Below are 23,477 nucleotides of genomic sequence, written 5' to 3'. Positions count from 1 at the left end.
CGTCAGAGCCCGACACGGCCGAGCGGCATCAGCTCGACGTGCTCGCCCAGCTCCTGGTACGAGTACACGCCAAGCCAGCCGAGCCGCGCCTCGATCATGCGGCGCACGTAGCGGCGGATATCCATCGACGTGACGAGCGCGACACCGCCGCGCGGCGTGTTGCCGACAAACGCCTCGATGCGCTCGGTCAGCGCGGCCACGTCCTCGGGCGGCAGCGCGAGGAAGTTGCCGGTGGGCGTCTGTTTGATCGACTGCCGGATATGCTGCTCGACCTGCAGATCGAACATCACCGCGGACAGCGTGCCGCTGCCTTGCGTGGCCCGGTGCGCGAGGAAGCGGGACAGGTCGGCGCGCACGTACTCCGTCAGCATCAGCGTGTCCTTTTCCTTCGGACCCCAAACCATCAGGCTTTCCATGATCGTGCGCACGTTGCGGATCGAGATGCTTTCCTCCAGCAGGCGGCGCAGCACGTCGGCGATACGCTGCATCGGCAGCACCTTCTGCACTTCGGTGACGAGCCCGGGGTAGTCGGTCGAGAGCTGGTCGAAAATCCATTGCACTTCCTGAATGCCGAGGAAGAGCGGCGCATGACGGCGCAGAATGCTCACCGACGCATGCGCGATGATCTGCTCGGCGCGCCACACGGCCGTTTTCGCCGGTACCTGACGCTCGTCGATCCAGTGCGTGGCGTTGCCGCTGGCGTCAATCGGGCCGCGCGTCTCGCATCGGGCGATCAGCGCGTCGCGCGCGGACGTGTCCATCACGGTCGTGCCGTTCGCGGCCAGCGTCGGCACGGCGGCCGGCGCGACATCGCGCAGCAGCACCTTGCCGGGCGGCAGCTCGATGCGCAGTTGCGGCACGTCGTGAATCAGGATCTCGCAGGTGTGCGGCGGCAGCGCCGCGTGCGTCCACATCACGATGCCGGGAAACGGTAGACCGAGCTCGTCCTGCAACTGCGTGCGCTCGGTGTCGAACGACTGATCGAGCGTCGGCATCGCGAGACGCGCGACGAGATCGGGCGCGACACGCACACCGAGCGCGCAGGTGAACTGCGGCGCGCGTGAGAGGATCGGCGGCACTTCGGTCTTCGAGCCCGAACGCTGCATCGCCTTCAGCGGCTCGCTATCGCCGCCTTGTTCTTTCGGCGACTTGCGGTTCAGGCGAAACGCGGTGAACGCGAGTAGCGCCGAAATCAGCACGAAGAGCGGCGCGGGAAAGCCGGGCACGGCCGCGAACGCGAGCAGCAGCAGCGAGGCGACGTACAGCGCACGCGTGCTGGAGCCGAGCTGGCGGCCGATCTCGTCGCCGAGCGAAATCGCCTTGCGGCGCTCGTCGGTCACCCGCGTGATCATCACGCCGGCCGCGACGGAGAGCAGCAGTGACGGAATCTGCGACACCATCGCGTCGCCGACGGAGAGCACCGAGAAGCGGGCCGCCGCGTCTGCCGCGCTCATGCCGTGATACGCCACACCCACCGCGATCCCCGCGACGATGTTGATCGTCGTGATGATGAGGCCCGCGATCGCGTCGCCCTTCACGAACTTCATCGCGCCGTCCATGCCGCCGTTCAGCTGGCTTTCGATCGCGAGCGTCGCGCGTTTCAGGCGCGCCTGTTCGCCGGTCAGCAGGTTCGCGCGCAGATCGGCGTCGATGCTCATCTGTTTGCCCGGCATCGCGTCGAGCGTGAAACGTGCGCCCACTTCCGCGACCCGCTCCGAGCCTTTCGCGATCACGATGAACTGCACCGTTGTGATGATGCCGAACACCACGAGCCCGACGACGAGATTGCCGCCCACCACCAGCTCGCCGAAGCTGTCGATGATGTGGCCGGCTTCCGCGTGCAGCAGGATCGACTTGGTGGACGCGATGTTGAGCGACAGCCGGTACAGCGTCGTGAACAGCAGCAGCGCGGGAAACGACGACAGCGACAGCACGGTCGGCACGTACAGCGTGATCATCAGCAGCGTGACGCTGATCGAGATGTTGATCGCCAGCAGGATGTCGATGATGAGCGGCGGCAGCGGCAGGATCATCAGCGAGATGATCGCGACGATCAGCGCGGCGATGCCGATTTCACCACCGGCGGGCAGTTTCAGGGTCTTCAGCATGGCATGTCCGTCGTATTGCTGGGGCTCGAAGATGAGGCGCGGTAGTCACCAGGCTCGTCCCGTTTTGCGCCGATCGCGTTGACCCAGCGCAGGATCGCTGCGACCGTCTCGAACAGCTCCTCGGGAATCGGCTGCTCGAGACCGACGCGGTACAGCGCGCGGGCCACCGGCGGATTGCCGATGATCGGCACGCCCGCATCGCGCGCCTCGCCGCGCAGCGCGGCCGCCTGCTCGTCCATGCCCTTGGCGATCACGCGCGGCAGCGGATGCTCGTCGGGCGCGTAGCGGATCGCCACCGCGTAGTGGGTCGGATTGACGAGCATCACATTCGCATGTCCGACGCGCGACGGCGCCGGCCCGTTCACGTATTCGCGCGCGAGGCGCCGGCGTTCGCGCTTGATGCGCGGGTCGCCTTCGCGCTGCTTGTTCTCGCGCTTCACTTCGTCCTTGGTCATCATCAGCTTCTTGATGAACATCGCGGACTGCAGCTTCACGTCGGCGGCGCCCATCAGGACGAAGATCGCGGTGGCGACCGCGACGAGCCGCAGCATCACGTCCCAGATCATCTGCGCGAGACCGCCGAGCGGCTGGTACAGCGACGCGACGATCAGCGGAAACAGTTCCTTGACCGTCACGTACATCACGGCCGCGACGAGTATCAGCTTCACCACCATCTTCGCGATCTCGACCGCGGTGCGCATCGAGAAAATGCGCTTGAGCCCCGTCATCGGGTGCACGGCCATCATGTTCGGCGTGACCGGCTTCGTCGCGATCTTCACGCCGACCTGCGCGGCCTGCGTGAACAGCGCGGCCAGCGCCGCGGCGCACACGCAAGGAATCACGGCGGTCAGTGCCGTGCCGCCGAGCTTCATCAGCTGCGCGTGGATGTTGGTGTCGGAGTGGTCGCCGTTGACGAACTGCATTGCGATCGTGACCACGGCCTTCAGCACGCCTTCCAGGTGGCTCGCGCCCGCCGCGAGCAGCAGCACCACGGCGGCCATGCTGATCGCGGACGTCAGGTCGGTGCTGTGCGCGACCTGGCCGTCCTTGCGTGCGTCCTTGAGCTTTTTGGGTGTGGGCTTTTCGGTCTTGTCGTCGGACTGGCTCATCGATCGTCTCGCCTGAGTGACGCATCAGGCACGAACGTAGCAGCCGGCTCGCGCGCGGGCGAGACGCGAAGCGAAGGGGCGGCGCGCGTTGCGAAGCGCCGGCGCCGCTTCGTGTCCGTCGCGTTCGCTTCGCATTGCGGCTTCGGCGGGCTGGATGGCGGTGCTAACCTGGCACGGTCGAACCCATTCGCGCAGGAGTCATCCGCCGTGTACACGAGCAAGCCCGAATATCTGAACTGCAGCGCCGACGTGGTCGGCGGATTGATCGAGACGGTTTCCGTGGCGTTGATGGACCAGTTTCCGAAGCCCACCGTCGACTGCGACGACGTGGGCCTCGTGCTCGACGCGCTGCATGTGCTGCGTCCCGATTCGCCCGAACTGGAGGCGCTGGACGGCATTCTGTGCATCGTGAAGGGCCGTTTCGACGATGCGATCCACATCCTGCGACAGGTGACGGAGAACGCACCGCGCTTTGCCTACGCGAAGGCGCTGCTGTCGTTCAGTCTCGCGGCGAAAGGCGACCCGGAGTGGCGCCAGTGCGCGAGCGAGGTGATCGACGACCGCGAGTCCGGCGACGCGCAGAAGCTCGTGCAGGTGCTGATTGCGCGGCACGACCTGATGGATGCGCGGCGCTCGGCGCGTCTGGGCGGCGAGTTCGTGTTGCCCGCCTCGGTCAGATTGCTGATGGAGAACGCGTCCACCCAGCCGGCCACCGCGAAGCGCGACGCGCCACCCGCGCCCCGCGAACCGGCCGCGGTCGATCCGCAATATATGGGTTTTCTGCGCGCATGACGGCACGCATAAAGGCACGCGCGACGGCATAGCGGCCGCCGGAGTTCGAACGCACATTCCCGACAGGAGGCGAACATGGCTATCGATGTCAATGCCGCGCAGATGCAGGCGGCCCTCGAAAAACTCGCGGAAGGCAACAACGCGCCCACGCAGACGCCGGCCGAACTGGCAGACAGGTTCCAGTCGCTGATGCAGACGGCGAAGCTCGAATCGCCGGCGCCGACTACGCCGGGCGAGGGAATGGAAACCGCGTCGCAATTGCTGAAGGAGCAGGACGCGCAGCTCGAGCGCGTGTCGACCGACGCGCAGGCGTTCGAATCGTCCGCGCCGCAGATGTCGATGGAGGAAGTATCGGCCGCGGGCATGCAGCTGATGATGGAAATGTCGACCGCGCAGATCAATCTGCAGGCGAAGATGGGCGTGGTCGAATCGTCGAAGACGTCGATCGAGACGCTGATGCGCAACCAGTAGCCACGCCGGCGCGCCTTCAAGGCGCAGGCCGGCGTCGCTGTCCGAACGGGAACTGTCATGTCTGATCGCTGCGCATCGCGCTATCGTGGTGTCGTCTTGCTGTGCGTGACCGTGCTGTGCGTGCTCCTTGGCGGCTGCAAGAAGGAGCTGTACGGCAAGCTGTCCGAACAGGACGCGAACGAGATGGTGGTCGCGCTGCTCGAACACGGCGTGAACGCGGCGAAGGACACGCCGGATAACGGCAAGACCTGGTCGCTCGACGTCGACGACGGCCAGATGGTGCAGGCGATGCAGGTGCTGCGCGAAGCGGGCCTGCCGCACAGCAGCTACGACAATCTCGGCGATCTGTTCAAGAAGGACGGCCTCGTGTCGACGCCGACCGAGGAGCGCGTGCGCTTCATCTACGGCATGTCGCAGGAACTCGGCTCGACGCTCGCGAAGATCGACGGCGTGCTGGTGGCGCGCGTGCAGATCGTGCTGCCGAACAACGATCCGTTGGCGCAGACGGTGAAACCATCGTCGGCGGCGGTGTTCATCAAGTATCGTCCGGACGCCGATATCGGTGCGCTGGTGCCGCAGATCAAGACGCTCGTGATGCATAGCGTCGAAGGACTGACCTACGACGAAGTCAGCGTGACGGCGGTCGCAGCCGACCCTGTAACGATCTCGAACCTGCAGCGTCCCGCGAACAGCACGTGGCCGTGGATGATCGCAGCGATCGGCGCGGGCTGTCTGCTGGTGGCGGTCGTGCTGCTGGTGTTCGCCAGACGTGGCGCGCAGCGCGGCGCGGACGACAGCGAGCGCGGTGCGAACGCAAACGTGAGCGACTGGACGATGGAGCAGGTGCGGCGGCTCGCGCGGCGCTCGCGCATCGGGCCGACCGCATGAGCATGAGGTTGCGTGGTGACGCGCAACGCGCGCGGCGGCCGGCATGAACGCTTCGTTCGGACAACCGTTCGTGCGCGCGGCGTCTGCACTGCGCAGCTGCCGCGACAACATGGCCGATGCCGCGCGCTGGATGCATCCGTCGTGGCCGATGGCGTTGATGAACCTCGACGCGGCGCAGTGCGCGCAGTGGTCGCGCGCGGTGGATGACGCGTCGCCCGCCGCGCGCGAGCGGGCTTCGTTCGCGCTGTGCGCCAGCGCCGGCGCGGATGCGCTGTCCATCGAACAGCTGTCGCAGCCGATGCTGCTCGCACGCGCGGATGGCACGGTGCCGAACCCGGTGCTGCTCGACGTCTGTCCGGCCGCGCTCGGGCTGCAGATTCTGCGGATGCGCGCGCTGTCGTTCCGTCGCGCGGAAGCGCGCCGGCTGATCGACAAGCGTACGCGTGCGCTGCTGTCGGGCTGGGCCGGCGTGCCGGTCGATCAACTGTGTCTCGACGCGCATCTCGCCGAAGCGCCCAACGTCGCGATGCTGCACTCGCAGATCCGCATGCCCGTGCTTGCGTCGCTCGATGCCGACGCGCTCGCCGTCGAAGGGCTGCTGCTGATCGCGCGCGACAGCGGTTCGCGGCACATCACGCCATGCCCGCTGCTGCGCTGCGCGTTGCCGCGCGATCTGCCGATGCCGGCGTGGCTCGCGAAACTGTCGGTGGAGATCGATTCGATGGGAACGGTGCGGCTGTTCGCGCGGCTCCCCGCGTTGCTACCGGAGTGGGCATGGCTATTTGGCTGAGAAACGCGCGCCGCGAAGATGGCGCGACGATTGGTGCCAGCGTCGGCGCGAGCGGCGACGTGCTGCACGCGGCGGACTTCGGCGCGCTGGTCGCGCTCGACGACGGCTACCAGCAGCTCGCGAGCGACCGCGACGCGATTCTCGCGGCGGCGCGCGAGGAAGCGGCGCGTCTCATCGCGGAAGGCGAGGCACGTGCCGCCGAACTCGTCGAGGCCGCGCGACGCGAGCGCGAACAGGCGGCCGACGAAGGTTATCGGCAGGGCGAACAGCAGGCGATCGCGGACTGGATCGCGCGTGCCGCGGAGGCGGGCGATGCGCGCGCGCAGATGTATACGCGCATGCGCGAGCGGCTCGCGTCCGCGGTTTCCGTGGCGGTCGAAAAGATCGTCGCGGTGGAGCAGCGCGATCTGCTGTTCCAGCGCGCGCTCGCCGAGATCGACCGGATCGCGGATGGCGCCGCGTATCTGAACGTCACCGTGCATCCCAACGATCATGCCGACGCGCGTGTCGCGTTCGACCGGCTGGCCGCGCGCTGGCGCGACCTGGGGCAGGCGTTCCCGATCTCGGTGGTCGCGGACCGGCGGGTCGAGCCTGGCAGCTGCGTCGCGGAATCGGATGTCGGCGCGATCGACGCGAGCCTCGAAACGCAGCTGCGCGCGATGCGCGGCGCGGTGGCGCGCGCGCTGAAACGCGCGGAACACGAGACCAGCGTATGAACCAGCCCTGGCTTCCCGCGAACGCCGACTTCGGTCCGTTCACCGACGACATCGAACGCGAGCTGCTCGCGGTTTCGAATGTCGTGCGCAGCGGCAAGGTGGTCGAAGTGGTCGGCACGCTGATCAAGGTGGCGGGGCTCGACGTCTCGCTCGGCGACCTGTGCGAGCTGCGCAACCCGGCGAACTCCAGCGTGCAGCATGCGGAAGTGGTGGGCTTCACGCGCGATCTCGCGTTGTTGTCGCCGTTCTCGCAGCTCGCGGGCGTATCGCGTTCCACGCAGGTGTTCGGGCTTGGCCGCGCGCTCGAAATCGGCGTCGGCGACGCGCTGCTGGGCCGCGTGGTCGATGGGCTCGGTCAGCCGATGGACGGCGGACCGCCGATCGAAACGGATGCGTCGCAGCCGGTATTCGCGCCGCCTCCGCAAGCGATGATGCGTCGCCCGATCGACGCGCCGCTGATCACCGGCGTGCGTCCGGTGGACGCGCTGATGACACTGGCCGAAGGGCAGCGCATGGGCATCTTCGCTCCGGCCGGCGTCGGCAAGAGCACGCTGCTCGGCATGTTCGCGCGCGGTGCACAGTGCGACGTCAGCGTGATCGCGCTGATCGGCGAACGCGGCCGCGAAGTGCGCGAGTTCATCGAAGAGATTCTGGGTCCCGAAGGGATGGCGCGTTCGGTGGTGATCTGCGCGACGTCAGATCGTTCTTCGATGGAGCGCATGAAGGCGGCGTATGTCGCGACGGCGGTGGCCGAGCACTTTCGCGATCGCGGCCAGCGCGTGCTGCTGATGATGGATTCGCTCACGCGTTTCGCGCGCGCCGCACGCGAGATCGGGCTGGCGGCGGGCGAGCCGCCGGCGCGGCGCGGTTTTCCGCCGTCGATTTTCGCGGAGCTGCCGCGTCTTCTGGAACGCGCCGGGATGGGCGCGTCGAACCGGCATGGCGGCTCGATCACCGCGCTGTACACGGTGCTGGTGGAAGACGAGAGCGGCACCGATCCGATCGCGGAGGAAGTGCGCAGCATCCTCGACGGTCACATGATCCTGTCGCGCGAGATCGCCGCGAAGAACCGCTATCCGGCCGTCGATGTGCTGAACAGCCTGTCGCGCGTGATGCCGCGCGTGATGCCTCACGACGTGATCCAGGCGGCCGCGCGGCTGCGCCAGTTGATGGCGAGCTACCGCGACGTGGAGATGCTGCTGCAGATTGGCGAATACCAGCCGGGCAACAATCCGGTTGCCGACGAAGCGATCGCGAAGCACGACGCGATCGACGCGTTCCTGTCGCAAGGCATCGACGATTTCGCGTCGCTCGACGACACCCAGGCCGACCTGTTCGACCTCGCGGGGATGCGCTGATGAAGGACCGGCGCGTCGTCGCGCTCTCGGTCTCGATCCGGCGCTGCGAGCGCCTGGCTGATGCATTGCGTCGCGAACTGGGGGTCAGGCGGCAGGAAGTCGAAGCGCAGATCGAGCAGTGCCGCCTGTGCGCTGCACGCCTAGACGAGATCGACGACGTGATTGCCGCGTGCAACGCGCAGCTCGATGCGATGACCTGCGGCGACGAACCGTTTTCGCTCGACGGCTTCAATGAGCTGCGTCGTTATATGGAAGTGGTGGCTGAGCGCCAGCGCGCCTGCGCGGCCGAGCTGGAACGGCAGCAGGCGGTGCTCGACGAACGCGAAGCGGCGCTGATGCAGACCCGCCGCGGCATCGCAACGAACGACGCGCGCATCGAGTTCATCAAAGGACACGCAAGCAAAATTGAACGCGAGCTCGACCATCGCGCGAGCGATGCCGCTGATGACGATGTACAGGAAGAAGCGCTGGCCCGTCTGTTGCGCGAACGGAGCAGCGTCGCATGAATTCGCTGCAGGCGCTGCCGCAACTCTCCGGGCTGATTTCCGGATACCTGATCGCGACGGGCCTGTGCTCGCTGCGGCTCTTCATCACGCTGTTCGTGTTCCCGCCGACGAGCGATACGGTGATGCAGGGCGTGGTGCGCAACGCGCTCGTGATCATGTTCAGCGGCTTCGTGGTCTACGGTCAACCGGTTGCGTTCGTGCAGTCACTGCACGGCGCAATCTTGATGGAGGTCGGCCTGCGCGAAGCGCTGATCGGTCTCGTGATCGGCTATGCCGCGTCGATCGTGTTCTGGGTCGCGGAAAGCGCGGGAACCTACATCGACGATCTGACCGGCTACAACAACGTGCAGATCACCAACCCGACGCGTCCGGAAACGTCGACACCCATCAGCACGCTGCTCGGCCAGGTGGCAATCACCGCGTTCTGGGCGCTGGGCGGCATGACGTTCCTGCTCGGCGCGGTGTACGAGTCGTATCACTGGTGGCCGCTCTCCGCGAGTGGGCCGAACATGTCGAACGTGATCGAGTCGTTCGTGATCCAGCAGACCGATTCGCTGATGGAGTCCATCGCGAAACTCGCGGCACCGATGGTGTTGCTGCTGCTGCTGATCGACTTCGCGTTCGGCTTTGCCGCGCGCTCCGCGTCGAAGCTCGATCTGATGACGCTAAGCCAGCCGGTGAAGGGATCGATGGCCGCGTTGATGCTCGCGCTGTTCGTCGGTCTCTTTGTTGCGCAGGTTACCGATCAGGTCACGCTGCGCGATCTCTCGGCGCGAATGCACGAACTCGCTTCGCCCGACGCCGCGCAGACCGGCAACAGCACGACAGCCCCGGTTCGACCGGGCGCGCCGAATGCTCCTGCACCCGCCCATTAGTCGAAACTCAACAGTTCCTCAAAACAGGCATGAATCTCAGGTTTATTGAGAATATGCCTGTTTTCGCCTGATAAATTGACTGTGTTCCAAACGCGATGCGCGTCCTGTGCAACGCATGACGAGGAGTACAGCCGTGTTCTCGACACCCTATTTCCCGCTGATTTCCGCCCTTGCCACACCCGAGCCGCATGGCGATCGGGACATCGCGGAGCGATTCCTGAAGGCCGTGATCGATGGAGAACTGGTTGCGGCCGGCACGATTGCGAGCCGCTGGGCGCAGGATCCGGGAACCGGTGACGCGGCCGCGTGTGTCGTGCAGCGGCACGCGGATCTGCAGCTGATGTCGCGCGTCGAAGTGCGCGCTGAAGATACGTACCGGCGCTCGCAGAAGATGATCCGCACGTCGATGGCGCTGCGCGTCGCATCGTGCAGGAACGCGGGCTGGCAGGCGCTGTTCCGCAACCGTCTGGGCTCCGCGCTCGCGTGTTTCTCGCGGCTCGCCGAAGAGTCCGACGTCGCGCCGGAACGCGGCGCCGAAGCGCGCTTCGCGATGGTGTGCGTGCTGCAGGAACTCGGCAAGACTGCGCAGGTGGCCGGTGCGCTGGCCGACCTGCGCGAGCATATCGAGTCGCTCGACGGCGCGACGCAGGCATGGTGGCGCGAGCTGTACGACACGCTCGCGTTCGACCTCGCAGTGCAGGCGGAAATCCGCTCCGCGAGCACGCTGCAGGACCACGTGTTCTGGCAGTCGAGTCTCGGCGATGGCGTTACGCGTGCGGACAGCCTGCCGCAGCTGAGCTGCGACGATCTGCTGGCGGCTGCGTCGCGCGTGAAGTCGCCGCTGCTGCGCATTCGCATCGAAGCGTTGAAGACCCAGCGCGCTGCCGCGAATGGCGACCGTACCGCGTTTCCGAAGATGCTCGAACATCTGAACTGGGCGCGCGATGAAAAACTGCCCGACTATCTGCGCACGGTGCGCCTCGAAGCGGCGCTCGCCGCGCTCGCGGGCGCGGCGCCGCAGCTCGCCGAAAGCGTACTCGATCCGCTGATCAGCCAGTGTTCGCCGCAGCCGTTCACCGGCCAGCGGCAGATCGAATACCTGTACTGCTTCTCGAAGACGCGGCAGCACCAGGGCCGTGTGCAGGAAGCGTGGCAACTGTACAGCCGCTACACGCTCGTCGCGATGCAATGCCTGCGTGACAACTCGCATCTGCACCGGCCGCTGGTTGAGCGGGTGGCGAAGGTGTCGTCGCAGCTGGACGACGTCGGCGCGCGGCTCACGGGCAAGTATCGTCGCGCGTATCACTTCGTGCTCGAAAACCTGAACCGGCGCGATCTTTCCGTGCGCGAAGTGGCGGCCGAAATCGGCGTGACCGAGCGCGCGCTGCAGAACGCGTTCCGCAGCCTGCTCGGGCTGTCGCCGCGCGAACTGATCCGTCGCGAACGGATGGAGCGCATTCGCGCGGAGCTGATGAACGGCGCGGCGCAGGGTGACGGCAGCGTGCTGCGCGCGGCGAGCCGCTGGGGGGTGGAGAACCGCTCGACGCTCGTGCACAGCTACCGCAAGCAGTTTCACGAAGCGCCTTCGGAGACGCTCGAACGCTGCGCCTGATCCGCCTTCGCGCTCCGGCGCGCGTGCCGCATGTGCATGTACGTGCGCATGCGCGCGGCCATGCTGCGACGGCTTCGTTCGCCGTCATCTTCCACCGCTGATTTCCTGCCCATCATTCCGACATGAAACCAGGCAACTTCGTCCGGGATATTCTCATCGGCGCATTGATCGTGATCGCCGCGGCCATGCCTTCGTGGGCCAACGCCACGCCTGTGCGCTGGCGCAACCAGACCGTGCATATCGAAGTGCAAGGCAAGGGCCTCGTCGACGTGCTGCGCGATTTCACCGCGAGCCAGGGCATCACGGCGTCGATCGCGAGCAACGTGACGGGCACGGTGAGCGGCCAGTTCGACATGTCGCCGCAACGCTTCCTCGACACGCTCGCGTCCACCTTCGGCTTCGTGTGGTTCTACGACGGCAACATCCTGTCGATCAGCAACGCGAACGACGTTACGCGTCAGGTCGTGCATCTGTCGCATGCGACGCCGCAACAGCTGATTGCCGCGCTGCAGGCGATGCGGCTGAACGATCCGCGCTTTCCGGTGACGTACGACACCGCGGCGGGCACGGTGCTCGTCAACGGTCCGCCCGATTACGTGCAGGTGGTGCAGTCGGTCGCGCAGAAGCTCGACGAAAGCGAGGACCGCAACAGCGGTTCCGTGGTGCGCATCTACAAGCTGCAGCATGCGTGGGCCGATGACCACAAGGTGCAGCTCGACGGCGACACGATCACCGTGAAGGGCGTGGCGAGCGTGCTGTCGGGTCTCTACCATCCGACCAGCAACGGCGGCGGCGCGAATGGCGGCGGCGCGCCTTCCGGATCGCCGAACATCCAGCGCGTACAGCAGATGTCGGACGTGGGAGGGCAAACCAACGGCGGCGGCTTCTCGAACGGCGATTCGAACGGCAGCGCGCAGACCTTGATGCCGCCGCTGCCGCCCGGCATGAGCGGCAACGCTTCATATGGCAGCGTGTTCAGCGGTTCGAGCGCGGGCGGGGCGGGTGGTGCCGGCAATGGCGCGAGCGGTGCGCGCGGCGCAGGCGGCTATGCAACGGCCAGTTCGTCGGGCAGCGGCGTGGATGCCGCGCTGCCGGTGATCCGCGCCGATCCGATCACGAACTCGGTGCTGGTGCGCGACGTGCCGCAGCGCATCGATCAATACGCCGCGCTCGTGAATGCGCTCGACGTCCGGCCGAAGGTGATCGAGATCGAAGCGCACATCATCGAGATCGACGACAACTTCCTGCAGCAGATCGGCATCGACTGGCGCGCGCACAACAGTCACCTCGACCTGCAGACGGGCTCGGGCACGTATCAGCAGAACGGCTACAACGGCAACATCAATCCGAACTTCGGCACGACCACGCTTTCCGACGGCACGACCGTGGTGAGCACGACGCCGGTCGGCGGTTCGCTTACGGCCGTGCTGGGCGACGCGGGGCGCTATCTGCTTGCGCGCATCAACGCGTCGCAGTCGAACACGCTCGCGAAGATCGATGCGACGCCGAAGGTCGCGACGCTCGACAATGTGGAAGCGGTGATGGACAACAAGACGAGCTTCTTCGTGCGTGTGACTGGCTATACCGCCGCCGACCTGTACAGCATTTCGACAGGTGTGTCGCTGCGCGTGCTGCCGCTCGTGATCCACGAAAACGGCAAGACCTACGTGAAGCTGAACGTGCATATCGAGGATGGCCAGATTGCGGGCGACCAGACCGTCGATACGCTGCCGGTCATCACGTCGAGCGAAATCAACACGCAGGCGCTGGTGGGTCAGGGCGAGAGCCTGCTGATCGCGGGCTACAACTCCGACACCAAGTCGAACGGCACGACGAATGTGCCGGGGCTCTCGAAGATCCCGCTGCTCGGCGCGCTGTTCCGCAACAACGACGACTCGCGCACGCACCTGGAGCGGGTGTTTCTGCTGACGCCGCGGGTGATCGATTTCTGAGTGGATGTGCAGGCTTGTTGATGTTCTGACGACGGGCGCCGGCTGTAAGCGGCGCCCGTTCTGTTTGCTAGTTCGCGCTGACGATCACGTTGGGTTGCGATGCGTGCGGCTGTGCGCTGGCATTGTTCTTTTCTCTCGCCCGGTACAGCAGGTAGGTGGCGCTGTACGGCACGAACATGCGCAGACCTTCGTGCGTGCAACGAGGATTCGGCGGCAGCCCGCCCACGGTGTCGATGCGCTGGATCGACGAGATGCCCGCGAAGCGGCCCCGCGTGAACGTGGGTTCGCCGGTGCCCTGCGTGCTGAAGAGCGCCCAGGTCAGCGTATTCGCGTCGACCTGGCTTTGACGCGCAACCTCCGCCTTCACGAAGCTGCCGTCGTCGGCGACGAAGTAGCCGCCCGGCAGCACCTTGCCGACATTCTGCCGCGCGCGGTCGACGAGCGTGCCCGCGGAGCCGGTCTGGATCCATCTGAGGTCGGTGGGCGGACTCGCTGCTTCGTTCGATGCCTTGTTCGCTGCAGGCGAGTCCGCGCGTTCGCAGCGCCAGGTTTCGTCGCCGCGTGTGACGAGGACGTCGTCGAGCGTCTGTTCGGTGCCTGTCTTCAGTTCAACGGGTAGTTCGATGTTTGTCGACGCGGAACTGTTGGAACTGTGCGGGGGCGTCGCGCAACCGGTGAGGCTCGCACCGCATGCAACGGCGAGCGGTACGGCAACTGCATAGGAGAGGCGTCGCATCATGTGAGCCGGACCGGTTTCATCGACTTTCATCGACCACATACCATTACAACGCAGCGGGTGTGTGGAGCATGGGGAGAATGCGAAGCGGTGCATGAGGTGGCGTAGCGATTGGACCGTGTTTCGCCAATCCGTGTCAGCGCGACGCTCGTGCCCGTCATACTGCGCTGTCACCGCTCTGCGTGCCTGATGAACCGACATGCTTCATGCCATTGCATCGCCCGACCGCGCTTCGTCGCGCGCCGGAATCGCACTGAACGAAGCCTCGCTGGAAGGGCTCGTGGCGCTTCTTTCTGAACACTATCTGCCGACGGCGAGTCCGTTCGCTGTCGATGTGTTCGTCACCGATCAGACCGAGCTGAGCCGCCGCTTCACGCTGGGCGACAGCGTCACATGCTCGCGGCTCGACGCTTGCACCAATGAGCCCGCCGCACGTATCGCGATGACGGCTGCCGTGTTGCAGAACATGCTGGCGAACCCGACGCGTTTCGACCCGCGTAGCGCGGCTATGGCGGCACACGGCGGCGTGCGCGTGGAAGGCTCGCAGCGAATCGCCGCCTACTGGCTGCAACTGCTGAAACGGCCGACGCCCGAGGGCGCAGCGGCGCTCGAACGTGCACGTGCGAGAACGCTGCCGTTGCTGCGCGACGTGAGCACGGTCGATGCGCGTGAGACATCGGCGTGGACGCAGCACGCGGTCGCTTCGATCCTCGCGGGTTTGCCGCTGCTCATCCGCGCGCCGTTCGCCTGGCCCGAAGCGAACTGGACGCTTGCGCAATGGCGCGAACACGAAGGCGCCGTCGTGCTGCGGGACGACCCGCGTAGCGGCCGTGCGCAAACGCTGGGCGATTTCATCGACGCCCTTGCCGGGACGACCGGGTCGACGCCGATCGAGGCGGCGTATACCGGCGGCACGCCGATACCGGACGCGTGGAAAGGGCGTTTCCGTTTGCCGCAGTTGCCCCAGGATCTCTTCGGGCCGGCGCAGTTGTGGTTCGGCGCGCGCAGCGGGGAAACGCTCGTGACGAACCTGCATTGCGATCTGGAGAACTCGTTTCTCGCGCAGCTGCATGGCCGTAAGCGCGTGCGGCTCTTTGCGCCGCGCGAAGCCTGCAACGTCTATGCGCTCGACGCGTTCAACACCTATCGCCCATGCCGCGTCGATGCCGCTGCGCCCGATCTCGACCGCTTTCCGCGCTTCGCTCAGGCGTGTTTCGTCGATGTGACCATCGGACCGGGCGATCTGCTCGTGATTCCGACGGGCTGGTTCCATTGCGTGTGGGCAACCGGCGCGACACTGTCGATCAGCCGCTTTGCCGGCGATGAAGCGATCGAACGCTATGCGGGCACGAAGAGCTCGGCGCAACGTTCGTTGCCGTACCGTCAGCCACGCTGACGCGAATGGACCAGCAGCGCGGCGGGAACCGCGAATGACGGCGTAGTGCCTGCATCGCTGGAGTCGGCCGACTCGTCGGGCGCGACGTAAGTCGCGGTGATTCCGGCCGGCCGCACCGCGGCGCGCGGTGTTGCGCCTGGTGTGTCGCGGGTTGTGCCGTCACGCCAGAACGTCGCGTACTGCGCCCACGGCAATGCGGTGCAGGCCGCTTCGCTGTCTTCGGCATGCACGCCGACCACGCGCGTTGCGCACGATGCGAGCGCGAGCGAATCGCTGGCCGCCTGCCGCGATACCGGGACGCGGCTCTTTGCGTCGAGCGCGGCCGCCACCCGGTCGGTGCCGCGATGCAGCGGCACGGGGCGCGGCGAGGCCGCAAGCAACGGCTGCTCGTGCAACGGTTGCTGCTCCCGCGCGTCCGCGGGTTCCTGGCGGCCGTCGCAGAGTTCGATCCGGTAGCCGTGCGCGTACATCGTGCGCAGTTGCACGCCGGTCGTGCCGTTGAGATTCAGCTTCTTGCGCAGCTTGTAGATGTGCTGTTCGAGCGTGCGGCCGACGATGTCTTCGGTGCTGCTCCAGATCGCGCCGGCAATTGTGCGCCGGCTCACGTATTCGCCCGCATGCGAGAACAGCAGCCACGCGATCGCGAATTCGCGCACGGTCAGGCGGATCTCGTGTTCGTCGAGCAGCACGACGCCGGCCCGGCGGTCGAGCCGGTACGGACCGTAGCAGAGGCAGTCGTCGGTGCGCGGCGGCGAGACGGACTGGAAGCGCCGCAGCGCGAGATGCGTGCGTACCGCGAGTTCGTTGCGATCGACTGGCGAGCGCACGACGTCGTCGGCACCCGCGTTGAAGGCCTGCTCGATGCCGTCGCGGCCGTCGAATGCGCCGACCACGATCAGCGGCGCGCGCCGGTCGCCGTAGCACGCGCGGCGCGCGAATACCGCGCGGTTCGCGTCGATACCGGTGGCCGCGTCGACGATGATCGCGTGATACTCCTCGCGATAGATTGCGCGAGACAGCGCGACGTCGTCATTGAAGCGGAGGCACTCGATCGTCTCGTCGCTGAAGCACAGGCAGATCAGATTGAACAGACTGCTATTGGTGGTCATCACGGCGAATTTCAACTTGCTCTCCAGGGACGACGCCAAAGGATGCGCCTTAGTTTGCTGGCTGCTTTGCTCACTGCGCTTTGCTTGCCGCTTTACCCACTGCGATTACCGGCCGCGCAATCGAAAGCTACGGAGGTTCGTAAATCAGGGCTGTAACGAATTGTTTCGGTGGAAGCGCTACCGTTGAGCGTCTCAACTATAGGACGCCTCGTTAAAGCGACGATTTAAAGTGGATACGCTCGGAAATGCCCGCCATAGCTGCGTGAATGCGGGTTCACGCGTAAGTCGGTATTAATTTCGATGCCAATTCGCATGCGCGGTAAGCCTGACCCGGGTATCGCGCAAATGCATGTCTTGCAAGGCATTTCAAAACCTTACTGTTCCGCAAGCAAGCTTCAGACTTTTTGAGCATTGTCGCTGCGCTTCGATGGGCGCTTTTTCGCGCACGCATGAGGTTTATTGAAACTGTGTGACGTCTGACTCTCTAGACTCGCTTGAAACAGCGTGCGTCGCGCCGCGCTTTAAGTCCCCTTTAAAGACCCGTTCGTTGCCAGTGACGGCCGATGATTTTCTTCGGTATCGCGGCAGTGACGGTTCCGTCCATTGTCCGGGTGCGTTCATGTCATTCCTGTTGAACACGTGGTACGTCGCCGCGTTCGCGCACGAGGTGCGCGGTGACGCGCCGCTCGCGCGAACCTTGCTCGGGCGGCCCGTCGTGCTGTGCCGGAATGCCGAGGGCCGTGCGTTCGCGCTCGACGATCGCTGCGCGCATCGCTTCGCGCCGCTGTCGCGAGGGCGTGTTGCCGACGGTGCGATCGAATGTCCGTATCACGGCCTGCGCTTCGATGGCGATGGCCGTTGCGTGCACAATCCGCATGGCGACGGGCGCGTGCCTTCGCAGGCGCAGGTGCGCGCGTATCCGGTGCTCGAACGGTTCGGCGCGATCTGGTTCTGGCCCGGCGATGTAGCGCGTGCCGATGCGGCACTGCTGCCTTCGTTTGCCTTTGTCGATCCGGACGCGAACCTCACGCATCACGGCTACCTGAAAACGCGCGCGCACTATCAGCTGAGCGCGGACAACCTGCTCGACCTGAGCCACTTCCAGTTCCTGCATCCGGATACGCTCGGCAGCGAAGCGATTGCGCAGGGCGACGTCGAGACGGCCGGTTCCGACACTGCGGTGCTGGTGCGCCGCTCGACCTTCGACGAAACACTGCAGCCGTTCGTCGCGGATGGCTTCGGCGTGCCGCCGGGCATGCGGGTCGATCGGTGGATGGACGTGAAGTGGATGCCGCCCGGGTTGCTCATGATCGTCGTCGGCGTGACGGGGGCGGGCATCCCGCGCGAAGCGGGCCGCATCGCGCCGTCCGCGCACTGGCTCACGCCGGAAACTGAACGTACGACGCACTACTTCTTCGCGTTCGGTTTGCCGAACTCGATGGGCGATGCGGGACGCGAACTGGTGCGCTACGCGGTGGACGGCCTGATGAAGCCATTCGAGCTCGAAGATCTGCCGATGCTCGAAGCGCAGCAGAATAACCTCGGCGATGCGGACTTCTGGTCCGCGCAACCTGCGCTGCTGCCGATCGATCAGGGCGCTATCCGCGCGCGGCGGATCATGGAGCGGCTGATCGCGAGTGAGCGCGAGCGCGAAGGCGATGCAGGGCCGCGCGTGATTCCGGTCAAGCCGGCATTCGCGGCGGCATGATGGCGACGCTGCTTGCGGAGGACACGGCGGCCGTATCGTTGAACGCGGTGTGGGTGGAGTGCATCGTCGGCATGCTGGTGGCGGCCGGCGTGCGGCATGCGGTGCTGTGTCCTGGCGGCCGCGCGAGCGCAATGTGTCTCGCGCTCGACGCGCATCCGCGCATCGCCGTCGAGATGGTCAGCACCGACGAGCGCAGTGGAGCGTTCGTCGCGCTCGGACTCGCGAAGGCGAGCGGCACGCCGGTCGCGATCGTGATGACCTCGGGCTCCGCGATCGCGAACGCGCTGCCGGCGCTGCTCGAAGCCGATGCGAGCGACGTGCCGCTCGTCGCGATCAGCTGCGACCGGCCGCGTGCGCTGCGCGGCGCGAGCTTCGGGCAGATGGCCGATCATCTCGGCGCAACGCAGGCCTTCGTACGCGCGCAGGCCGACCTCGACGACCCGCACGATTCGGTTGAAGCGGTGACGGCGATGTGCGCGCGGGTTGAGGCTGCACTCGCGGCGATGCTGGGCATGCCTCGGTTCGATGCGCATGAATCGTTAGCTTTACCGAGTATCGATACGCTGCCGTCGCCGCGGCGCGTAACGCGTGGACCGGCGCATCTGAACGTGCCACTTGCGGGCGTGTATGACGCGCTGGAAACGCATGCTGTGTCTGTGGATACGATGCTGGCTACGCGTCAGTCGTTTTCTTTGCCAGTCGCGTTGCCCGACGTCACGCCGCCGGATGCGCGCGACGTGGTAGGCGACGTTGCGCACCGTGTGCTGAATCGCGTACAGAACGCGCGCGATTCAGCACAAGTTCAGCGGCACGGAGGCATCGATGGTCTCATCGTCGTGGGCGCGGAACCGGCCGTGCCGTTGCAGGCGATCTTTGCGTTTGCGCAGTGCACAGGCTTCCCGGTGATCGCCGATGTCGCGAGCGGGCTGCGTTCGGGCGGCGACGTGTTGTCGCCCGAAGCTGCGTTGCCCGGCGAAGCGGGCGCGCTGATCGTCAGTGCGTTCGATGCATTGAGCGCCGGCCGTCTCGCGCATGCGCATCCGGAACTCGTGATCCGCTTCGGTCTTGCGCCGGTGCTGCCCACGCTGCACACGTGGTTCGAAGCGCATGGCGATGCACCGACGATTCGCGTGGCGGCGCATCGGATCGCGTACGACTATCTGCATCGCGGGCTCGTTCCACGCGACGTGCTGGTGGCGCCAGGCGCCGACGCACTGGGGCTGCTGGCCGATGCGTTGTGCGACTTCAATCATCGCGATGCCGATGCTGACCCCGCGCGCCATGCAGTGAACGCTGGATGGCGCGAGCGCTGGGCGAGCGTAGCGGCACAAGCGGCGCGCGAACGACGCGCCCGTGTCGCCGCGCTCGGCTGGGGCGAAGTCGTCGCGGTGCATCGCGTGCTCGCGGCGCCTGGTTTTGCGTTCCTGCACATCGGCAACTCGATGCCGATGCGTCACGCGGATATCGGCTACGCACTGCGCGCCGATGCGCAAACGGTCTACGCGAGCCGCGGCGTAAGCGGCATCGACGGCACGCTGTCGACCTTCGTCGGCGAAGCGTTGGCGCGTCGCGACGCGGGCCTGCTCGTGCTCGGCGACCAGGCGTTCGTGCACGACCTGTCCGCGCTCGCCGCGGCACAGCGCGTGGCGACGCCCGCGTGTGTCTGCGTCGTCGACAACGGCGGCGGCGCGATCTTCGATTTTCTGCCGGCGGCGCGCGAAACTGGCTTCAAGCGCGCGATCCGCAATCCTTACGCGATTGATCTTGCCGCGCTCGCGCAGGGCTTCGGCCTCGCGCATCGTCGCGCGGAGAGTCGCGAGACGCTGGACGCCGCGCTTGAATTCGCCCGCAATCATGCTGGCGTGACGATCGTCGAGATCGCGGTGCCCGCGCGTTCCGGCATCGCGCAGATCGCACAACTCGCGCGCGGCGCTGGGAGCGCATGATGGACTGGCTTCGCGACGACGATGATCCCGTGCGCCGTTCGACGCTCGCGCTGCATCGCTACGCGAGCGCCGCGCAACCCGACGAAGTGTTTCTCGACGACATGCAGGCGCGCATCGATGCCGCGCGGCGCGCACGTCGCGAGTCGCCGGCGACCGCGAACCTGCAACGCAATGGCAATGCTAAAGCGCTGCGCGCGCTGCTGCTCGGCTATACCGGGCCGGGCAACACCGGCGCCGATCTGCGCACGATCGAAACGATCGCGCAGCTGCAGCGCCTGTTTGCGCCGCGCGAGCTCGCGCTGACGCTGTTCGCGCTCGGCAGCTGCTTCGATCATCCGTTGCTGGCGGCCACGCCGAAGTTCGTGCCGTCGCTGCCGTATCTGCCCGATGCGCTCGATGCGGCGATCCGCGACGCGGACGTGGTGATCAACGTCGAGGGTTCGACCTATACGTCGAAGTTCTCGGACACGCTCGCGGGCGTGCTGATCGGCGGCGTCGCGCTCGCGCATGCGCATGGACGTCCGGCGATTGCGTACGGCGTGGACAGCGGCGCGATGACCGATGCGCTGACGCGCTTCGTGAAGCGCAACGCGGCGCATGGCGGTTACGTGATCGGCCGCAACGATGCGGCGTGCGCGCAGCTCGAAGCGCTGGGCGTGGCGACGATGCGAGGCTGCGATACCGCGTGGACGTATCGTGCGCCGCCGCTTCCGCTGCATAGCGTGAATTCGCGTGCAGGCGGCGAGCGCATCGCCGCGCTGTGTCCGAACAACCCGTTCTGGTGGCCGGTACGTGCCGACGCGGCACGGGCCCGAGCGCTCGACGCAGGCGGCGAAACCTCGCCGCATCGTTACGGACTACTACATTTTCAAAGCTGGGATGCGAAGCGCGCGCAATCGTACGACGCGTATCTCGAACGCTACGCGGCCATCGCGGTGGGTTTGCGGCAGCGCGGCTACACGCCGGTGCTGGTCGGCATGGAGCAGCTCGATCGCGCTGCGTGTGCGGACGTTGCCGCACGCGTGTCATTTGCAATCGAGCGCGTCGTGCGTGGCGAGCATCCGCTCGATACGGTGGCCGCGACGGTGGCGCACGCAGAGTGCGTCGTCACGACCCGCTATCACGCGGCCGTGCTGGCGATGTCACATGGCGTGCCGGTGTTCGGGCTGTCGATGGATACGCGCATCGACCGTCTGCTCGACGAAGCCGGATGCACGGAATGGCGCGCGCCGTGCGATGCGCGCGATGCCGTGCAGCGCTGCCTCGGATGCATCGACATGCTGGATCAGGCGCCGTTGCGCGCTGCGCTGGTCGACCGGTTATGCGACTACGCGCGCAATGAGCGCGCGCGTTTCGACGAGATGGGAACGTGGCTGGTTGCCACTGTGCTGGGTTACGCCAGTGCGGAGGTTGTTTCGCCGTTGCGCTGATTTTCGTCGCGCTGCCTTGCTTGCCGCCTGGCATCGTCAGCGAGCACCGGCATCACGTGCGTCGCGAAGCGGCGCATCGATTGCATCACCTGCTCGTGTGCGAGCGCGCCGAACCAGAAGCTCGCGCTGAAATAATCGCAGCCGAGTCCGCTGCGGATTCTGCGCAGCTGGTGGATGCATTCGTCGACGGTGCCGATCACGACGTAGTCGCTGCGCAGCACGTCGTCGGCGGGTTCGTTCGGCAGCGGATCGGCGGGCACACGGCCGTCGATCACGTCGCCGAAACCGTGCCGCAGCCGCAATGTCGCGCGGCCATTCCAGCGCGCGTGCTCGACGGCTTCGCGTGCTTCCGCGTCGCTCTGCGCGACATACACGGGGCGCTGCGTGCCGATCCGCAACGGCGCGATCCCGTCGAACAGATCCGTGTATTGCGTGCGCACGTTGGTGAGTTGCGACAGCGGTTCGAGCACGCCCGTGAACAGATTCGCGCGCCGCTTCACCGCGAGTTCCACCGACTCGCGCCGGCTCGAGTTGACGACGAGCCACAGCGGCATCGCGCGTTGCAGCGGCTGCGGCACAAGGGTCGTGCGCGGAATCTGGAAGTGCTCGCCGTTGAACGAGAACAGCGGTTCGCGCACCGCGCGCAGCAGCACGTCGATCGCTTCCTGATCGCGCGCGGGTGCTGCTCCTTTGACGAGCCCGAAGCGCTCGTACTGGTACGCCTGATAACCGCTGCCGAGACCGATTTCGACGCGGCCGCCCGACAGCACATCGAGCGTCGTGAGTTCTTCCGCGACCACGAGCGGATGATGCAGCGGCAGCGGCACGATTGCCGGACCGAGCCGCAGATTGCGCGTGCGCGCCGCGATGTGGGACAGCAGTACGAGCGGCCGCGACGAGTGCGAGTAGTTCGTGAAGTGATGCTCGGCGAGCCAGAAGTGCGTGTAGCCGAGCGTATCCGCGGCCTCGGCCATTTCGAGCGCGCGCCGGTAGAGTTCGGCGGCCGGCTGCGCGTGAGGGTCAGGCGCGGGCATCGTGAGGAACAGGCCGGATTGCATTGTCGACTCCTTGGGCAAGCGGCGGGAAGGGCGGTCGCGCGGCGCGGTTCAGGTTTAGTGCGTGGGTAGCGCGACGACCTGCGCGGTGTTCTGTGCCGAAGTCGAAGGCAGCGACGCCACCGGCGCCTCGCCTTTCGTGCGGTAGATCATGTAGGTCGCCGTGTACGGCACGTACAGGTGCTCGCCCTCCTGCGTGCATTCGGGCTGCAGTGGCAGGCCGCCGGTCGTGTCGATGCGCTGGATCGAGCTGACGTTCGCGAAGCGTCCCTCGCCAGGACGCGGCGCCGCGTCGAATTTCGCCGCGTAGCGCGCCCACGTGAGCGTGCCCGGCTTGACCTGGGTTTCGGCGAACGGCGTGCCGATCACGTAGCTGCCGTCGTACGCGAGGAAGTGCTGCGCGGGGACCACGGTGCCGATGCTTTCGCCGTTCGCATCGACCAGCATCGATTCCGAGCCGACCTCGGCCCACAGCAGCTGCGTGCCGTCGGCGGCGACGCCTCGCGTGGGCGGCGTCGTGAGGTTCGCGAGCGATGGCGGCGTGCGCCGGCAGATGTAGTTTTCGTCGCCATGGGACGTGGTCACGACTTCCTGCAGCACTTCGTCGGGGCGCGACTGGAGCGTGGCGGGCAGCGATTCGTTCGCGGTGGGCGGAGGCGGCGGCGTCGCGCAGCCGGAGAGCGCGAGCAGCACGCCGATTCCGGCCAGCGCGGCCAGCGCGTCTGGCATAGCGGGAAGTCGGCGACGGCGGGCGCGTTCGCGAGGAGCGTTCATCGGGCGAGGGACCGGACGGGCGGATCGGAGAGCCAATGGGCAGTGTGGCTATCAGACCCGATCCACGCCGCCCGCGCGCGCCGCGACACGAAGCACGGGATAGCGGCGCGCAGGAATCGCGCTCGGCGGCGCGGGTTGTTTGCGCT

General features: G+C 66.5%; 20 protein-coding genes. 14 read left to right on the top strand and 6 right to left on the bottom strand.

Translation table 11 applies throughout. The features are described from left to right. Positions 1-2: 2 nt before the first annotated feature. Positions 3-2,108, bottom strand: coding sequence for a type III secretion system export apparatus subunit SctV (gene sctV / locus DVS29_RS06440; RefSeq protein WP_118179577.1), 2,106 nt, complete (start codon positions 2,106-2,108; stop codon positions 3-5). Then, the gene (gene sctU / locus DVS29_RS06435; protein ID WP_118179576.1) at positions 2,102-3,217 is read right to left on the bottom strand and encodes a type III secretion system export apparatus subunit SctU; all 1,116 of its coding nucleotides are present in this window, start codon (positions 3,215-3,217) and stop codon (positions 2,102-2,104) included. Before sctU ends, sctV begins: the two co-directional genes overlap by 7 nt. Before the next feature lie 207 nt (positions 3,218-3,424). Between sctU and DVS29_RS06430 the strand changes: the two genes are divergently transcribed. From DVS29_RS06430 to sctC, 10 genes are all read left to right on the top strand, one after another. Beyond that, the gene (locus DVS29_RS06430; protein ID WP_118179697.1) at positions 3,425-4,009 is read left to right on the top strand and encodes an HrpB1 family type III secretion system apparatus protein; all 585 of its coding nucleotides are present in this window, start codon (positions 3,425-3,427) and stop codon (positions 4,007-4,009) included. Positions 4,010-4,084: 75 nt separating this feature from the next. After that, positions 4,085-4,480, top strand: coding sequence for a type III secretion protein HrpB2 (locus DVS29_RS06425; RefSeq protein WP_118179575.1), 396 nt, complete (start codon positions 4,085-4,087; stop codon positions 4,478-4,480). Positions 4,481-4,537: 57 nt separating this feature from the next. Next, positions 4,538-5,368 (top strand): type III secretion system inner membrane ring lipoprotein SctJ, encoded by an 831-nt coding sequence (gene sctJ, locus DVS29_RS06420; RefSeq protein ID WP_118179574.1) that lies wholly within the window; start codon positions 4,538-4,540, stop codon positions 5,366-5,368. Between the two features lie 43 nt (positions 5,369-5,411). After that, positions 5,412-6,158: a type III secretion protein HrpB4 gene (locus DVS29_RS06415; RefSeq protein WP_118179573.1), complete on the top strand. Its 747-nt coding sequence runs from the start codon at positions 5,412-5,414 to the stop codon at positions 6,156-6,158. After that, entirely contained in the window at positions 6,143-6,874 is a 732-nt protein-coding gene (gene sctL / locus DVS29_RS06410; protein ID WP_118179572.1) for a type III secretion system stator protein SctL, read from the top strand. The genes DVS29_RS06415 and sctL overlap by 16 nt, the downstream gene beginning before the upstream one ends. After that, on the top strand, positions 6,871-8,232 hold the full coding sequence (sctN, locus tag DVS29_RS06405) for a type III secretion system ATPase SctN (RefSeq protein WP_118179571.1): 1,362 nt from the start codon (positions 6,871-6,873) through the stop codon (positions 8,230-8,232). Before sctL ends, sctN begins: the two co-directional genes overlap by 4 nt. Next, positions 8,232-8,738, top strand: a complete 507-nt coding sequence (locus DVS29_RS06400; protein WP_118179570.1) for a hypothetical protein — start codon at positions 8,232-8,234, stop codon at positions 8,736-8,738. Before sctN ends, DVS29_RS06400 begins: the two co-directional genes overlap by 1 nt. Beyond that, positions 8,735-9,613, top strand: a complete 879-nt coding sequence (gene sctT, locus DVS29_RS06395) for a type III secretion system export apparatus subunit SctT (protein WP_118179569.1) — start codon at positions 8,735-8,737, stop codon at positions 9,611-9,613. Before DVS29_RS06400 ends, sctT begins: the two co-directional genes overlap by 4 nt. 133 nt (positions 9,614-9,746) lie before the next feature. Further along, positions 9,747-11,225 carry a helix-turn-helix domain-containing protein gene (locus DVS29_RS06390; RefSeq protein ID WP_118179568.1) on the top strand — a complete coding sequence of 493 codons (1,479 nt, stop codon included), beginning with the start codon at positions 9,747-9,749 and terminating at the stop codon, positions 11,223-11,225. Positions 11,226-11,410: 185 nt separating this feature from the next. Further along, entirely contained in the window at positions 11,411-13,177 is a 1,767-nt protein-coding gene (sctC, locus tag DVS29_RS06385; RefSeq protein ID WP_240655496.1) for a type III secretion system outer membrane ring subunit SctC, read from the top strand. Between the two features lie 67 nt (positions 13,178-13,244). On the opposite strand, the gene DVS29_RS06380 is transcribed toward sctC, so the two are convergent. Further along, positions 13,245-13,946 (bottom strand): DUF3455 domain-containing protein, encoded by a 702-nt coding sequence (locus DVS29_RS06380; RefSeq protein WP_164707853.1) that lies wholly within the window; start codon positions 13,944-13,946, stop codon positions 13,245-13,247. A 166-nt stretch (positions 13,947-14,112) separates the two neighbouring features. Between DVS29_RS06380 and DVS29_RS06375 the strand changes: the two genes are divergently transcribed. Then, positions 14,113-15,309: a cupin-like domain-containing protein gene (locus DVS29_RS06375; protein ID WP_118179565.1), complete on the top strand. Its 1,197-nt coding sequence runs from the start codon at positions 14,113-14,115 to the stop codon at positions 15,307-15,309. On the opposite strand, the gene DVS29_RS06370 is transcribed toward DVS29_RS06375, so the two are convergent. Next, positions 15,297-16,433, bottom strand: coding sequence for a response regulator transcription factor (locus DVS29_RS06370; protein ID WP_118179695.1), 1,137 nt, complete (start codon positions 16,431-16,433; stop codon positions 15,297-15,299). The two genes, DVS29_RS06375 and DVS29_RS06370, sit on opposite strands and share 13 nt — an antisense overlap. A gap of 604 nt (positions 16,434-17,037) precedes the next feature. On the opposite strand from DVS29_RS06370, the gene DVS29_RS06365 reads away from it, so the two are divergent. Genes DVS29_RS06365 through DVS29_RS06355 form a run of 3 tightly spaced genes read left to right on the top strand, consistent with a single transcriptional unit; the run spans position 17,038 to position 21,502 of the window. Further along, positions 17,038-18,126, top strand: a complete 1,089-nt coding sequence (locus DVS29_RS06365) for an aromatic ring-hydroxylating dioxygenase subunit alpha (protein WP_118179564.1) — start codon at positions 17,038-17,040, stop codon at positions 18,124-18,126. Next, complete coding sequence (locus DVS29_RS06360; RefSeq protein ID WP_118179563.1) at positions 18,123-20,072, top strand: thiamine pyrophosphate-binding protein; 1,950 nt, start codon at positions 18,123-18,125, stop codon at positions 20,070-20,072. Before DVS29_RS06365 ends, DVS29_RS06360 begins: the two co-directional genes overlap by 4 nt. After that, positions 20,069-21,502 carry a polysaccharide pyruvyl transferase family protein gene (locus DVS29_RS06355; RefSeq protein ID WP_118179562.1) on the top strand — a complete coding sequence of 478 codons (1,434 nt, stop codon included), beginning with the start codon at positions 20,069-20,071 and terminating at the stop codon, positions 21,500-21,502. The genes DVS29_RS06360 and DVS29_RS06355 overlap by 4 nt, the downstream gene beginning before the upstream one ends. On the opposite strand, the gene DVS29_RS06350 is transcribed toward DVS29_RS06355, so the two are convergent. Then, positions 21,466-22,560, bottom strand: a complete 1,095-nt coding sequence (locus tag DVS29_RS06350) for an LLM class flavin-dependent oxidoreductase (protein ID WP_118179561.1) — start codon at positions 22,558-22,560, stop codon at positions 21,466-21,468. The two genes, DVS29_RS06355 and DVS29_RS06350, sit on opposite strands and share 37 nt — an antisense overlap. Positions 22,561-22,614: 54 nt before the next feature. Then, positions 22,615-23,286, bottom strand: coding sequence for a DUF3455 domain-containing protein (locus tag DVS29_RS06345; protein WP_164707852.1), 672 nt, complete (start codon positions 23,284-23,286; stop codon positions 22,615-22,617). Positions 23,287-23,477: the final 191 nt, after the last annotated feature.

Origin of the sequence: Paraburkholderia phosphatilytica, assembly GCF_003443895.1 — a bacterium.
In the GTDB taxonomy this organism is placed as follows: domain Bacteria; phylum Pseudomonadota; class Gammaproteobacteria; order Burkholderiales; family Burkholderiaceae; genus Paraburkholderia; species Paraburkholderia phosphatilytica.
The sequence above is the reverse complement of the archived record's forward strand: the minus strand, read 5'-3'. Positions and strand labels throughout refer to the sequence as shown.